Below are 15,379 nucleotides of genomic sequence, written 5' to 3'. Positions count from 1 at the left end.
AAATAAAATGTTAAATTATATAAGAACGCTCCTTTTTTAGGGGCGTTTTTTGTAAGTTCGGTACGGCTTTTGCTACTTTTGTATTAAGTTGAAGGTTTCAAATAATAAAAAGAAGCTTAATAAATTAAAAAAATTGCAATGAAAAAAATAACAATGGCGTTTTTATTGACGCTTATATCATCGGTTTACGTAAGCGCTCAAGAGATTAATTGGTTAACTCTTGAAGAGGCCGTTAAGCTTCAAAAGCAAACACCAAAAAAAATTATGATGGATGTGTATACTAACTGGTGCGGACCATGTAAAATGTTGGATAAAAACACGTTTCAAAATAAAGAAGTTGCCGAGTATGTAAACGAAAATTACTATGCTGTGAAACTTAATGGAGAAGGAAATGATATTGTAAATTATAAAGGCAAATCATATGGAAATCCTAATTACGATCCCGCGAAGGCTAATAGACGTAATTCAGCACACGAATTAGCACACTATTTTCAAATAAGTGCATATCCAACTGTTTTGTTTTTTGATGAAACGGCTGAGGTAATCACACCGCTTAGAGGATATCAAACACCAATTCAATTAGAGTTGTATTTAAAAATGTTTAAAAACGACGATCATAAAAAGATTAAAACACAAGATGAATTTAATGCATATTATAATGCATTTCAATCGGAATTTAAAGGATAGAGAAAACCTTATATATTCTCAATATTTAATTACAAAAGCTCCCTTTTCGTGTGTGTCATGAAAAGGGAGTTTTCGTTTTTTACAAATATTTTTCCATTGTAATACATACGACTTATAGTTGCTACCATCTGCAATAATATATTTTGGATGAATGGAATCTATTAATCTATTTAGATTTATTTTTGGAGATTGTCGAAGCAATAGATAATCTGGTTCAAAAGATTTTATATTGTAAGTGTTTAAGCTGTCTACTACTAATAATATTTTTTTGTTTTTCAGCACATAAACCGATTGTAATTCGGCATTTTCAATGGTGTTAATAAAATTTCCAACTGTGTAATTTTTTATAGTTGAATTTTTTAAGATAGAAAGGCTATCCAAATCATGTGTAATTTTTAATGTGTTTTTATTTGTATTACCAATCATGCTAAAACGACTTTTATGAAACACGATAAGTTCATTAGAAGATTTGCTGTAATTCGTGTAAATAAATGCACATTGAATGCTAATAATAGCAAAAAGAATCCATTTTAAATTGGCATAGTTCCATTTTTTAAAGGTTTTTATTAATGAAATAATTAAAAGATATGAAGCTAGAACATACCAAATATTAAAAGGAATATCATTGAAAATAAAAACTTCTTGTTTTGAAATGTAGTTCATAACATAATTCATGCTACTAATAATAAGTCCAAGAATATCGGCTAAAAATTGAGGTAATAAGTTTAGAGATGCCATTAAAATGATGACTATTCCAAAACCTAAAATAATTGCTAACAAAGGGATTATTATTATGTTCGATAGTAAAAACAGTCCCGCGAATTGATGGAAGTAGTAGAGCAGAAGCGGCGCTATGCCGAATTGGGCAGCAATACTCACTGTAATTGTATGCCAATAAATATCTACTAATTTATTTTGTGGTTGCCATAATTTATAAAGTATTGGGTCGATAGTAACAATAGCAAAAACCGCCATATAACTTAATTGAAACCCAACATCGAAGATAAATAAAGGTTTAAATAATAAAATAAGGAAAACCGAAATAGCTAAAGTGTTGTAGATATTCGTGGGGCGTTTAAGGTTGGCTGCAATAGTAACAATGCTGAACATAGTTACTGCGCGAGTTATAGATGCCGAAAGTCCTGCGATAACCGCAAAGTTCCATAAAAGAAAAAGAAGTAAAATAGTTTTTAATAATTTACCATGCTTCAAGCGTTCTATTGGCTTAAAAACCCAACTTAAGAGTATTAATATGATACCGATATGAAGTCCTGAGATAGCTAAAATATGAATAGCTCCGGCATTTTTGTAATCGTTGTATACTTCTTTACTCAAGTCTTGTCGCTGCCCAAGGAATAAGGCATTGATTACAGCAAGTTCATCGGGTTTAAAATGATAACGTTTCAATTTTAAATTGATGGATTCTCGAATAGAATTAGCATATCCAAAAAGGGTATGTGTATCGTTGCTAATTGGAAATAATTCTGATTGTTTTAAACTTAATTGATGGTAAATATATTTCTTTTCTAAATAGTTTTGGTAATCAAATTGATATGGGTTTAAGGGATAGCCTAAATCTTGAAAAGAGCTTTTAGTTGAAAAAACAGCATCAACTCTTAAGGCTAATTGTAAACTATCTTTCTTAATATTTAAAAGAGATTTTCCTATGGTTTGTTGCGCGTTAACCTGTAAAATGTCAATTACGTATTTATCATAATATGCATTTGGTTTTAAAACTTCGCGAATTCTAAAAGTAATGGTGTTTGTCGTTTCCTTTTCATTTAAAATATGCTGTGTATAGTGTTTGTCGAAACTCTTTTCATTATGAATATTTACAGTTAAAACACCCACTATAGTCATTAACATAAAAGCAAGAAGCCCAAACCAAATAGTTTTAAAAAATTGCTTTCGAGCAACAAAATATGCTATAACTAATAAAAGTAATACGGCTAATAAAAAATACAACACCGTAGGTAATGGAATAAAGAAAAAATACCCAATTAGAATACCTAAAACGAGGCAAATGGTTAGTTTAATTATGGTGAAATTGAATATTTTCATAATTAAACCAAGATATAAAATATCTTATAGAATTCGGCGTGCTTCGAAAAATGCTTTATTCCAGTAGTTTTCGTTAAGCCAAGATGTCATAACGCCTTTACTACTCGTGGCATGTATAAACTCAATATTGTTATTTTTAATGGCAACAATAAGCCCGACATGGTTAATTGCATTTCGACGGTTTTGGGTTTTAAAAAATAGTAAATCTCCTTTATGGACTTCTTTTAATGATATTTTATCTCCGCGTTTTGCCATATCTCGCGATATTCTTGGTAAATTAACATCATGGGCTCTAAACGATTCGTAAATTAAACCTGAACAATCCATACCTGATTTTGTGGTGCCACCCCATTTGTAACGTACGCCTTTAAACTCTTCAGCATAATCAATGATATTTTGAGCTTTCGATTTTGAAGTTGTATTTGTTGTTGGAATATTTTTTCTATTGGAAGAAATAATGACTTCGTCTTTCTTGCTGTTTTTTGGTTTTTTAGTAATGATTTTTGTAGTAGTGTTAGGCTTTCGTTTTGCTCGTTTTGAAGACTTGCAACTGCTAAAACTAATGATGAGAACAAGAATAAAAATTATTTTTTTCATGTAAAACTTAATTTTTTATGGAGTTGTAAATTAATTTTGCTGTTTTCTCGCTAGCGCCTTTTCCGCCTAGAGTTTTTTCTAATTCGTAATAATCTAAAAAGAGTTTTTTACGAGCGTCTTTATTTAAAATATGTGTTAATTCTTTTTTAAGGCGTTTTTTATTAAAATCACTTTGAATAAGTTCGGTAACTACTTCACGGTCCATTACTAAATTTACTAACGAAATATACTTTAATGTAATAATGCGTTTTGCAATTTGGTAAGATATAGCACTGCCTTTGTAGCACACTACTTGTGGTACTTTAAATAATGCGGTTTCTAGAGTTGCAGTTCCCGAAGTTACTAAGGCAGCCATAGATATACTTAGTAAATCGTAAGTTTTATTGTCTATGAATTTTACGTTGGCAGATTTTATAAAAGTTTGGTAAAAACTATAATCTTGACTTGGAGCACCAGCAATCACAAATTGATAATCTTTAAAATCGTCAACCAAACTAAGCATAACCGATAACATTTTTGTTATTTCTTGTTTCCGGCTTCCTGGCAATAAAGCAATAATGGGTTTGTCTCCAAGTTGGTGCGTTTTTCTAAAGGTCTTTTCGCTTACTTGCTCACGGTTAGCAATGGCATCGATAAGCGGATGCCCTACAAAGTTGACTTTATAATCGTGTTTTTTATAGAAATCTTCAACAAACGGAAGGATAACATACATAGCATCTATGTCGTGTTTAATATTTTTAACTCGACTTGCTCTGGATGCCCAAACTTGAGGCGAAATATAATAATGTGTTTTAAAATTGGCAGCTTTTGCCCATTTTGCAATTCGTAAATTAAAGCCCGAATTATCGATAAAAATAATAACATCTGGTTTAAAATTAGCAATATCTTCTTTACAAAAAGTTATTAATTTCGATATTTTACGCAGGTTCATTATCACTTCAATAAACCCCATAAAAGCACGTTCTTTATAATGGGTAACTAAAGTCCCGCCAACCGATTGCATAAGGTCTCCACCCCAAAACCTAATATCTGCGTTTGGATCCTCTTTCAACAATGCTTTCATAAGGTTCGAGCCGTGTAAATCACCAGATGCTTCGCCTGCTATTATGTAATATTTCATTTGTTGTATGTTGTTTTTCGGTGATTGATTGCTTCTTGTCGATTTGCGTTTCAGTATATTAATTAAAGCATATTAAAAACAAAAGTAAACACAGCAATAAGGACGGTAATTAGCAATACGCCTCTAGCGCGATAGTCTTCCTTTCTTTTAATAAAAATAAAAAAGCTGATAAGATTTAAAACGGCTCCCAAACTAATAAGTTTTCCTAGAAAGCCTTCATTCGCGGCCGCTGCAATAACTGTTGTAAAATCATCTCCCTTACCAAGTAGCGTTGCGGTTAAAATTAAACCAATAGCATTTGCAATTAGACCGACGAATACGCCTATAAAAATTTCTTTCTTCATCTATTTTAAATTCCAAGTATTTAATTGTTGTATAAAGTGGTGTGCAGTTAAGTCAAATTGTACGGGAACCACAGAGACGTAATGGTTTTCTAAGGCCCATTCATCTGTATCTTCTCCATTATCTAGGTTTACAAATTTTCCCGAAAGCCAATAATAATTTTTCCCTTGTGGATTTTTACGCTTGTCAAAGGATTCTACCCAATTTGATTTAGCTTGTCGGCAAATTTTTATGCCTTTTATAGTGTTGTTTTGTACATTTGGGATGTTCACATTTAGAACAACACCATTCGGTAAGCCTGATTTTATTACATTTTGAGCAATAATTTTTACGTACGGCTTAGAGGCTTCAAAATTAGCATTCCAACTGTAATCGAGCAATGAGAACCCTATAGAAGGGATGCCTTCAATTCCAGCTTCAATAGCAGCGCTCATTGTTCCTGAGTAGATTACGTTTATTGCTGAATTTGATCCGTGATTAATTCCTGAAACGCATAAATCTGGTGTTCTTGGTAATAATTCACGAATAGCAATTTTTACACAATCGGCAGGTGTGCCAGAGCAACTAAATTCTTTTTGTGGTCCGTCACTAATTTTTACATTTTGAGCAAAAAGCATGGCGTCTAGAGTAATAGCGTGTCCCATGCCGCTTTGTGGCTTGTCGGGAGCTACTACAAAAACATCGCCTAAGTCAACCATAACTTCAATTAGAGCTCGAATACCAGGAGCCGTTATGCCATCGTCGTTCGTAATTAAAATAAGAGGTTTTTTTGTCATAAATCTGTTCTTAAATCATACTGCTAAAATACATAATTTCGATTGTATACTTCGTATTTCTTTTGTTTAACAAAAAATTAGTAGCTAAAACAGATTGTTGGCATAGTTTTTTCTCTATTTTAGTGGAATGATATAAAATTCCCTTAAGAATTTTTAAATACAGAAGATGAAGAATATTATGAAAAAGAATTTTAAAGTATTATCGTTGTTAATGGTTTTGGCTTTTGCGTCCTGCAGTTTTACGACCAAGAAGTTCGATAATCCAGATAAAGATAAAAAATTAATTGAACTTATTACCTTTGTTATAGAGCGTGGTCACTTTGATCCTATTGATTTTGATGATGCCTTTTCAGAAGAATTGTTTTCTGATTATTTAGAAATTGTTGATCCTGTAAAACGGTATTTTTATGCTTCGGATTATAAAGATTTTGAAAAATATAGAACGAGTTTAGACGATCAATTAAAAGATGTAGACATTTCGTTTTTCAATTTAGTTCACGAACGTGTGTTAGAACGTATAAGTGAAGTTAAAATAATATATCGAGAAATATTATCAGAACCTTTTGATTACACAATTGATGAAGATTTTGATATGGATTATGAGAATACCGATTTTGTGAAAAATAAAAGAGAAATGAAAGAGCGTTGGAGACAACAGCTAAAGTTTTCTACACTTTCTAATTATGATGATATTTATGAAGAAGAGAAACGTGCTAAAGAAAAAGACCCAGAGCACGTTATGAAAACTGATGAAGCTATTGAAAAAGAAGCTCGTGAAGCTACGTTAAAATCTATCGATATTTATTTTAACGACAATGTTGATGATTTGCAACGAGACGATTGGTTTGCTGTTTATGTAAATACTATTGTAGAAGAGTTTGATCCTCATACTTATTATTTAGCACCAAGAGGGAAAGAGGATTTCGATCAGCGCATGTCTGGTAAACTTGAAGGTATTGGAGCAAGATTGCAAAAACGAATGGATTACATTAAAATTGTAGAGTTAATTTCTGGGGGACCTGCTTGGAGAAGTAAGCTTTTAGAGGTAGAAGATATAATTTTAAAAGTAAAACAGGAAAATGAAAATGTAGCTGTAGATATTGTTGGTATGAGAATCAGCGATGCCATTAAATACATAAAAGGCCCAAAAGGAACGAAAGTAACCTTAACCATTAAGAGTATGGATGGTACGGTTAAAGATGTTACTATAATTAGAGATGTGGTTGAGTTGGTAGAAACTTATGCAAAATCATCTGTAGTTGAAAAAGATGGAACCCGTTTTGGAGTGATTGATTTACCTGCATTTTATGCCGATTTTCAAGATTATAAAAATATAAATGCATCTAAAGATGTAAAGAACGAAATTTTACGTCTTAAAAAAGAAGGTATTCAAGGTTTAGTTCTAGATTTACGTAATAATGGTGGAGGATCTTTGCCAACAGTTGTTGATATGGCCGGATTGTTTATTAAAGAAGGACCAGTTGTTCAAGTGCGATCAACAGGACAAGCTAAAGAAGTTTTAAGCGATATAGATAAGTCTATTGTGTGGGATGGTCCAATGGTAGTTTTGGTTAATGAGATATCGGCTTCAGCATCAGAGATTATGGCTGCTGCAATGCAAGATTATAAACGTGCTATTATAATAGGTGGTAAGCAAACTTATGGTAAAGGTACGGTGCAAAATGTTATAGATCTTAATAATGTTTTACGCAGTAATACAGGAGGAGATCTTGGAGCTATCGCGCTTACTACTAAAAAGTATTACCGTATAAATGGTGGTTCAGTTCAATTGGAAGGCGTTAAGAGTGATGTGGAGGTTCCTGGTAGATTTAGTTATATTGATGTAGGTGAAAAAGATAAAGATAACCCATTACCTTATGATGAGATTGATGCCGCCGATTATACACCATGGAAAGGCTATTTCGATTATAGTTATATTGTAGCTAAGAGTAAGTTGCGTATGGCGAACAACGCTCAATTAAAACTTATTGATGAAAACGCAAAATGGGTGAAAAGTAAAATTGATGATACTAGATTTTCTTTAAACTTTGAGAAATACAAAGCAGAACTTGATAATAATGAAGAAGAGGCCAAACAGTTTGATGCTATTTCGGATTATAAAACCAATTTAACATTCAATTCAACAAGATATGAAAAGGCTCTTTTTGAAAAAGATACTACCGATTTAAAAGAAAAACGTGTACGTTGGCACGAGAGCTTAAGTCAAGATGTTTATGTGGAAGAAGCTTTAAACGTTTTAGAAGATTTAAAAAATTACCCAATTGAAAAGGTGGCGGCAACAAAACCACGGGCTAAAAAATAGAATAAATAAAATATATGAGTTCAAAATCTAGCTCACTAAAGCAATTAGCACTCCAAAAGTTTAAAAAGAACTTTTGGGGTGTTTTTAGTTTGTGCTTTATTGGTTTTGTGGGTCTAATTTCGGTTTTTGCTTATGTGTTTGCACCCGATAATTCACAGTACGCCAATCAAATGCATTTATCAATCCACTCTAAGAGGCCTGGTTATTCTACAACCATGTTAACTATACCGTCTGGATTGGAAGTAAATCAAAATATGTTTGATCAAGTTTTTTTTGGGAGAAAAAATACAGATACTGAAATTCCTATTTCGGAATATCATATAGATGAAAAGACTTTAAATTATACTGAATATGCTTCCGATGGATTGGAAGGTGTTAAAAAAACATTGCTTTTAAGTCGGTTTCCAAACAGTGATGCCTCTCAGTTTATAAAAGAAAAAGTGTTTGTTTTTGGAACTGATAAATATGGACGAGATTTACTAAGTCGGGTGTTGGTTGGAGCACGAATATCTTTTTTTATTGGGTTTGTTGCTGTTTTTATATCATTAGTTATTGGCATTTTTATGGGAAGCATCGCAGGTTATTTTGGCGGAAAGGTAGATGCTGTTATCATGTGGATTATAAATGTAACTTGGTCTATCCCAACACTATTATTAGTAATAGCAATTACTTTGGCTTTAGGTAAAGGCTTTTGGCAAGTGTTTATTGCTGTAGGTTTAACCATGTGGGTCGAAGTGGCGAGAGTTGTGCGCGGGCAAATAATTAGCACTAAAGAAATGCAATACGTAACAGCAGCTAGAGCCTTAGGTTTTAACGATTATAGAATAATAACAAAACATATATTGCCAAATATTATGGCACCTGTAATCGTGATATCTGCAGCCAATTTTGCCGCAGCTATTTTAATAGAAAGTGGCTTGAGTTTTTTAGGTATTGGGGCACAACCACCAATGGCAAGTTGGGGCGCCATGATTAAAGATCACTACAATTATATTATTTTAGGAAAGCCTTATTTGGCATTAATCCCGGGACTTTGTATTATGAGTTTAGTAATGGCGTTTATGCTTATTGGGAATGCCTTACGTGATGCTTTAGATGTGAAAGGGTGATAATTTTAATTTACCGTTAGGGTTCTTTTTATAATATGTTACTTCATATAATTCTCTACCCAATCTGTTAAAGCTTTTCTATGAATGTTTTTTGCGATTACCACACCATTTTCATCAAGAATGAAGTTCGCAGGAATGGTTTGTACTCGTATTTTTTTTAAAAAAAGAGCATCGTCTCCTTTTAAGTCGGATGCTTGAAACCAACGATTTGCTCCATCGTGGTCCGTAGCCGCTTTCCAAGCAGATGCATCACTTTCTAGAGCATAAGCAATAATTTGTAACCCTTTGTTGTGGTATTGATTCCATATAGGAACTAAAACTTCTCGATTTTCCTTTCGGCAGGGTGCACACCAAGATGCCCACAAGTCTATAATAGTGAGTTTACTTCCAAGTTCGTTTTTAATAGAAAGTGTGTCTTTTGTTATTAAAGGTAGTTTTATATTAGGAAATACATCACCTATTAAAACTGGTAAATTAGAAGGCTCACTTTGTTTGCAAAGTTCTTTTACCCAAGGATTATTAGGTTTTTGTTCCTTCCATTTATTACATTGATTTACCAAAAACTCGGGTACGCGTTCGTAATCATTTGCAGTGTTTACCCATCTTAGGGCTACTAGGGCAGGTATGAGATATGGTGTGTTATCTGCAAATTTTATTAACTCCGTTTGATATTGTAAAATAGCATGTTCCTTGTTCATTAATTGATCGCCATCTTTTACGTCCCAATGCTTCCGTTCAAGGTTTATTTGGTAAGCCTTATGGTTAATATTTCTTAACTCCAATAAAACTTTATTTATTTTTGAAGGATTTTCAATAGAAAAATCTTTTTGGAAGTTATTCGATGTAGATCTGATTTTTAGAGGTTTCCCTGTTTCCCATAGAATCGGCATATAGTTAGATTTAATGGGATTATCAGTTTGTAAATAATTAGGATACTTTCCAGATAGTTGTAACGCTAATTCTAATAATATAGGTTCTTTTGTTTTTGGCACGTTTAAAAATTCAAACGTACCATTGGGTTTTACTATTGTGGAGTCTATTACTTTTCCGAAATATGAAGCTGCTACATCTCGCAGATTTTCAGGTTGAATAAGGTAAATTTTAGCACCTTCTTTTTGAGTCCCCTCTAATATTCCTGATATATCGCTTGAAGTATGACAAGCTATTAGTGTAAAACTAGTTAGTATGAGGCTGATGATTTTTTTTATTAGGCTAGTTCTCATTTTATTAAATGTTTGGCAGTGTTGTACTTTGTAGAAAGTTACCTGTAAATTTACTATAATTTTCTATTTAACTCAGGGTTATAGTATAAAAACACTTAGTTTATAGCTACCGTTTTTTTTTTTTTTTTGAAAGTGGTTTCTTTTTTGTTACATTCATTGTTCTTATCAAAAATAGATATTAAATTTTAGGTTTTACTTTTTATCAATGGAAGTGCAACTAATTTTTATTAGATTAAAAATAATAATTTTCTAGAAACTAAATTTGACCGTGTTTTTTTTACCATTAATAAAAGAAGAAACAGAAAAACTATTCTTGTTAATATCAATTGCAATATAATAAGCTGGCATGGTTTGTGCCTAAGTTGTTTTAATTAGAAACTCTACTTAAATAACAATGTGAGTTTATTTGTATCTATAACTATAAATATATTTTTATAAAATGAAATACTTCAAAAAAAATCTAACTTTTAGTTTTGTAATATTTACTTTGGTTTTATTGTCTGGATGTAGTTCTGATGATAATAATGAAAGTGCTGTTGAAGGTGTAATTCCAGGGGAAGAACTATCAATCATTAGTTTTGATATATTATCAAAAGATCATTCCTTTTCTGTAATAAAATCAAATACTCAACCAGTAGATTCTCTGGTTATTTGTTTATTTCCATCGTCTATAGATTATTCTAATCTAATCCCAAAAATAAAATTTAAAGGAACTAGTATTGAATATAGAATAAACAACGACTCGTTTAATGCATATCCTCTTAGCATAGGAGATAATATTGATTTTAGTTATCCAAATACTGTAGATTTTAGGATAACGAACTCTGACGATTCAGAATCTAGAATTTATAGAATAATTATAGATACAGAGCAACCAATTTTATTTAATAATCCTGAGATTATAATACCAGACTCACAAGTTAATGCTAATTATCATGGTTTAGAAATAGATACTTGGTTAAATGTTGGGAATTACCCTATTAGGCTTACTCTAAGGACTACAGAATATATTGATATTATTACACCTGAAACGGGTATAAGCAATATTTTCAGTACAACTTTAACGAATGATTCCGATTTTGTAAAACCTAATGAAGAAGGTAACATCAATGTGTTTGAATCTAATATTACTGCCGTAATAGGAGCGTACAAGGCTACAGCTTTATTCAATCTTTATTTTAATGAAAACTTAGGATATATTGTTTATGACGATATTACTAATGATTATGTTAAAAATATTGGCTACAAACAAGCTGAATTAAAGTTGAAAGGGAATTTAATAGATTAATGACGATTATAATTTAGTGTCAAATATTTTTCTCTAACACTACGTTATTTGTAGAAATTTTTATATGAAATTACTGGTTTTTAGACTAAGTAACAAGTTAGGTGGGTTTTGGAAAAGTCTTTATTAAATATGCTTTATGGGGCATTGATTTCTTTTGAAGAACTTATTGAAAAAATAGCTTTTAATACTTTAAATTTCTCTATAAACCTAAATATTGAATGTTGCTAGTAAGTATAAAGCCATGGAGCTAAAAAAGTAAAACAAAATACTTTTCAGCAAACCAAATAGTGGCTGAACTTAAAAGAAAATAATTAACGAGCGCCCAACTCCATATTCTCATTCAACTCATTAATATAACCTAAAACTTCATCTTTTCCGATGTCTTTAGATGATGAAGTAATGAAATAATTAGGCATCTCTGCCCAAGTTTCAAGTAGAATATTTTTATAGGCTTCCACGTGGTTTTCAATAGCTTTGGGTCTTAACTTATCGGCTTTAGTGAAAATTATTGAAAAAGGAATGCCGTTTTCGCCTAACCATTTCATGAAATCTGAATCTACAGGTTGTGGTGTGTGGCGAATATCAACTAAAACAAAAGCAGTGACAAGTTGTTCACGTTGTCCAAAATAATTGGTAATAAATTTTTGAAATACTTTTTTAGAACTTTTAGAAACACGGGCGTAACCATATCCAGGTAAGTCGACTAAGTGCCAGTTTGAATTAATTAAAAAGTGATTAATAAGTTGTGTTTTTCCAGGTCGTCCCGAAGTTTTAGCTAAGCTTTTTCTACTAGTTAGCATGTTAATTAACGAAGATTTCCCGACGTTACTTCTACCAATAAAGGCATATTCTGGCAATCTGCTTTTTGGGCATTTTTCAACTTCGGAATTGCTCATTACAAATTCGGCCGATTTAATATGCATCTATTTTATGGTATTTAAAGTTGGGAGTTTATATGTAGAAATACTTCTAGAATTGTCTTTTTGTTAGCCAAGCATCCAAGATTTGGTTGAATTCATCTGGGTGCTCCATCATGGCTGCGTGGCCACATTTGTCAATCCAATGTAATTCGGAATCTGGTAAAAGTTCGTTAAATTCTTCTGCAACTTCTGGAGGTGTAACACTATCGTTTTTACCCCAGATTATACAGGTTGGCGTTTCCATTTTAGGTAAATCTTTCGCCATATTATGCCTAATAGCACTTTTTGCAATTGCTAAAGTTTTTATTAGTTTGCTACGGTTGTTTACGGTTTCGTAAACTTCATCTACAATTTCTTTTGTGGCAACTGCGGGATCGTAAAACACATCTTGTGCTTTCTTTTTAATCACTTCGTAGTCGCTACGTTTTGGGTATCCGCCTCCCATTGCGCTTTCGTAAAGACCAGAGCTACCTGTTATAATCAAAGCTTTTACGGTGTCGGGAAACATTTTTGTATGGTATAATCCAATATGGCCGCCAAGCGAATTTCCTAATAAAATTACTTCATCATAACCTTTAAAAATTATAAATTCGTGTAGGTATTTAGCGAAGCTTTTTACATTGGTTTTAAGCAGCGACATGGTATAAATAGGAAGCTCAGGAATAATAACTTTATACCCTTTTTGGCTAAAAAAATTAGTTACGCCGTCAAAATTACTCAACCCACCCATTAATCCGTGTAGTACAATAATTGGCGTGCCTTCTCCGACTTCCATGTATTTGTAATTACCTTCTTTTTTTAAACTATGCGTCATTAATCAGTATTCATTGCATGAAGAACAAATATAGTTATTTCATTGATATTTCAAAGGTTTAATTCCTTCTCAAAAAGAATAATTTTTATCTATCGAGATTAACATTTAAAGTTAAGGTTTTTCTTATAAAATTAATTAAAAACTAATCAGAATTACTTACAGCCTTTGTTAATCTCGTCGTTACTCGAGCGCATTTCATCAAAAACTTGTTAACAAAGTGGGGTAAAGTGGTAAAATGTGGTAAAATTTTCAATATATTTGAATCTTAAACGTTTAAACCATAGCGAAATACTATTGGACTTAATAACAGGAACATACGATTGTAAAGTTGATGCCAAAGGCAGACTTATGATGCCTGCTGCGATAAAAAAGCAGCTTGCGTCGGTGCTAGACGATGGTTTTGTTTTGCGAAGATCGGTTTTTCAGAAGTGTTTGGAGTTATATCCAATGCAAGAATGGCAAACGTTAATGCAGAAAATGAATAAGCTTAATAAGTTCAAGAAAAAGAACAACGATTTTATTCGAAGATTTACTGCTGGGGCAAAAATTATTGAAGTTGATGTTAATGGGCGCTTGTTAGTGCCGAAAGATTTAACGGTTTTTGCTAACATTTCGAAAAATATTGTAGTGGCTTCGGCAATCAATATTATTGAAATTTGGGATAAAGATTTATATGAACAAGCCATTGATGATGCGGCAATCGATTTTGCAGATTTAGCCGAAGAAGTTATGGGGCAAGATGATGAAGACTATGGAATATCATAATCCGGTATTATTAAAGGAAACGGTAGATGGTTTAGATATTAAACCCGACGGCGTTTATGTTGATGTTACTTTTGGTGGTGGCGGACACAGTAAAGAGATTTTAAAGCGACTTGGTGAAAACGGGAAATTATTTGCGTTCGATCAAGATTTGGATGCTCTTGAAAATACAATTGACGATTCTCGATTTACATTAATAAATGAGAATTTTAGATTTATAAAACGTTTTTTACGATTTCATGGTGTGAAAAAAGTAGATGGTGTTTTGGCAGATTTTGGTGTATCGTCACATCAATTTGATGTTGCAGAGCGCGGTTTTTCTACTCGGTTTGAGGCTGATTTAGATATGCGGATGAATCAAGAAAAAACATTGTCGGCATTTCATGTAATTAATGAATACGAAGAAGAACAATTGAAAGATGTGTTCTTGCAATATGGTGAATTGCGTGCGGCTCCTGCTATGGCTAGTTTAATTGTTGCACACCGTGAAAGTGAAGCTATTGTTACAAGTGAACAGTTGAAGTCTGTTTTACGAAAATTTTTACCACCAAGACACGAGAATAAAGTTTTAGCTCAAATATATCAGGCTATTAGGATTGAGGTGAATCAAGAAATTGAAGCTCTAAAAGAGTTTTTATCTCAAACACCTGAGATTTTGAACGAAAACGGAAGGTTAAGTTTTATATCATACCATTCTTTAGAAGATAGGTTAGTAAAAAGATTTATTAGAAACGGTCTGTTTGAGGGGGAGCCAGAGCGTGATATGTTTGGCAATTTTGAAGTGCCGCTTAAAAAAGTTGGTGGTTTAGTGGTGCCTACTGCTGCAGAGATTAAAATAAATAACAGAGCGCGAAGTGCAAAGTTAAGGATTGCTACTAAGGCTTAATTTCAAATAAATAAAACGAGAGTTCTAGATCCAATACCGAATTGAAAAAGGAGGATTTTGTGTCTTTAATAATAAGAGTGGTTTTTCCGCTTTTTTGAAAATATCGTATTTTAATAATTAAAGTGAAAAATAATATATACGACATATTAAAAGGAACATTTTTAGTTAGCGATGATTCGTTTAAGAATTGGCGTATGATTTTGTTTGTTTCCGCTTTAGCGATAGTTATGATAGCGAGCTCGCATAGTGCAGATAAAAAAGTTTACGAAATATCTAAACTTAATAATGAAGTAAAAGAGATGCGTTCGGCATTTGTGGACGGTCGTTCTAAATTGCAGCGATTAAAAATGGAATCGACTGTATTAGCAAAAATGAAAGAAAAAGGTTTGGCAACCTCCACAACGCCAGCAAAAAAGATAAAAGTAAAATCTCAAAATAATTAGAACACCTTGGCTGTAAACGATAAGGGCA

15 protein-coding genes are annotated in these 15,379 nt (G+C 32.3%); 7 read left to right on the top strand and 8 right to left on the bottom strand.

Annotated elements, in window-relative coordinates; translation table 11 throughout:
- Positions 1-138 precede the first annotated feature (138 nt).
- Complete coding sequence (locus M4I23_RS16855; RefSeq protein ID WP_158845213.1) at positions 139-687, top strand: thioredoxin fold domain-containing protein; 549 nt, start codon at positions 139-141, stop codon at positions 685-687.
- A gap of 18 nt (positions 688-705) precedes the next feature.
- On the opposite strand, the gene M4I23_RS16850 is transcribed toward M4I23_RS16855, so the two are convergent.
- The 5 genes from M4I23_RS16850 to surE all read right to left on the bottom strand — a co-directional run bounded on the left by M4I23_RS16850 (position 706) and on the right by surE (position 5,583).
- On the bottom strand, positions 706-2,748 hold the full coding sequence (locus M4I23_RS16850; protein ID WP_249755178.1) for a ComEC/Rec2 family competence protein: 2,043 nt from the start codon (positions 2,746-2,748) through the stop codon (positions 706-708).
- Between the two features lie 24 nt (positions 2,749-2,772).
- A complete protein-coding gene (locus M4I23_RS16845) occupies positions 2,773-3,345 on the bottom strand; it encodes a C40 family peptidase (RefSeq protein WP_249755177.1) in 573 nt (190 codons plus the stop codon).
- A 7-nt stretch (positions 3,346-3,352) separates the two neighbouring features.
- Positions 3,353-4,465, bottom strand: a complete 1,113-nt coding sequence (gene lpxB, locus M4I23_RS16840; protein ID WP_249755176.1) for a lipid-A-disaccharide synthase — start codon at positions 4,463-4,465, stop codon at positions 3,353-3,355.
- Positions 4,466-4,527: 62 nt separating this feature from the next.
- Complete coding sequence (locus M4I23_RS16835; RefSeq protein WP_158845202.1) at positions 4,528-4,809, bottom strand: hypothetical protein; 282 nt, start codon at positions 4,807-4,809, stop codon at positions 4,528-4,530.
- Entirely contained in the window at positions 4,810-5,583 is a 774-nt protein-coding gene (surE, locus tag M4I23_RS16830) for a 5'/3'-nucleotidase SurE (protein ID WP_158845199.1), read from the bottom strand.
- A gap of 166 nt (positions 5,584-5,749) precedes the next feature.
- Between surE and M4I23_RS16825 the strand changes: the two genes are divergently transcribed.
- Entirely contained in the window at positions 5,750-7,906 is a 2,157-nt protein-coding gene (locus tag M4I23_RS16825; RefSeq protein ID WP_306799996.1) for a carboxy terminal-processing peptidase, read from the top strand.
- 14 nt (positions 7,907-7,920) lie between these two features.
- Entirely contained in the window at positions 7,921-9,015 is a 1,095-nt protein-coding gene (locus M4I23_RS16820) for an ABC transporter permease (protein ID WP_158845197.1), read from the top strand.
- 38 nt (positions 9,016-9,053) lie between these two features.
- Here the strand turns inward: M4I23_RS16820 and M4I23_RS16815 are convergent, their stop codons facing one another.
- Positions 9,054-10,238, bottom strand: a complete 1,185-nt coding sequence (locus M4I23_RS16815; protein ID WP_249755175.1) for a TlpA disulfide reductase family protein — start codon at positions 10,236-10,238, stop codon at positions 9,054-9,056.
- A 439-nt stretch (positions 10,239-10,677) separates the two neighbouring features.
- Here M4I23_RS16815 and M4I23_RS16810 point away from each other — a divergent pair, with 439 nt between their 5' ends.
- Entirely contained in the window at positions 10,678-11,526 is an 849-nt protein-coding gene (locus tag M4I23_RS16810; RefSeq protein ID WP_158845190.1) for a hypothetical protein, read from the top strand.
- A 311-nt stretch (positions 11,527-11,837) separates the two neighbouring features.
- Here the strand turns inward: M4I23_RS16810 and yihA are convergent, their stop codons facing one another.
- Together yihA and M4I23_RS16800 are read right to left on the bottom strand one after the other, a co-directional pair.
- On the bottom strand, positions 11,838-12,449 hold the full coding sequence (yihA, locus tag M4I23_RS16805) for a ribosome biogenesis GTP-binding protein YihA/YsxC (RefSeq protein ID WP_158845187.1): 612 nt from the start codon (positions 12,447-12,449) through the stop codon (positions 11,838-11,840).
- Between the two features lie 46 nt (positions 12,450-12,495).
- Positions 12,496-13,260, bottom strand: a complete 765-nt coding sequence (locus M4I23_RS16800) for an alpha/beta fold hydrolase (RefSeq protein WP_158845184.1) — start codon at positions 13,258-13,260, stop codon at positions 12,496-12,498.
- A gap of 294 nt (positions 13,261-13,554) precedes the next feature.
- Here M4I23_RS16800 and mraZ point away from each other — a divergent pair, with 294 nt between their 5' ends.
- From mraZ to M4I23_RS16785, 3 genes are all read left to right on the top strand, one after another.
- Positions 13,555-14,025 carry a division/cell wall cluster transcriptional repressor MraZ gene (gene mraZ, locus M4I23_RS16795; RefSeq protein ID WP_158845182.1) on the top strand — a complete coding sequence of 157 codons (471 nt, stop codon included), beginning with the start codon at positions 13,555-13,557 and terminating at the stop codon, positions 14,023-14,025.
- Entirely contained in the window at positions 14,012-14,908 is an 897-nt protein-coding gene (rsmH, locus tag M4I23_RS16790) for a 16S rRNA (cytosine(1402)-N(4))-methyltransferase RsmH (protein WP_158845179.1), read from the top strand. The genes mraZ and rsmH overlap by 14 nt, the downstream gene beginning before the upstream one ends.
- Before the next feature lie 122 nt (positions 14,909-15,030).
- Entirely contained in the window at positions 15,031-15,351 is a 321-nt protein-coding gene (locus M4I23_RS16785) for an FtsL-like putative cell division protein (protein WP_042497085.1), read from the top strand.
- The last annotated feature ends 28 nt before the right edge of the window (positions 15,352-15,379 follow it).

This window comes from Algibacter sp. L4_22 (genome assembly GCF_023473045.1).
In the GTDB taxonomy this organism is placed as follows: Bacteria; Bacteroidota; Bacteroidia; order Flavobacteriales; family Flavobacteriaceae; genus Algibacter.
This window is presented reverse-complemented; position numbering and strand designations above follow the sequence as displayed.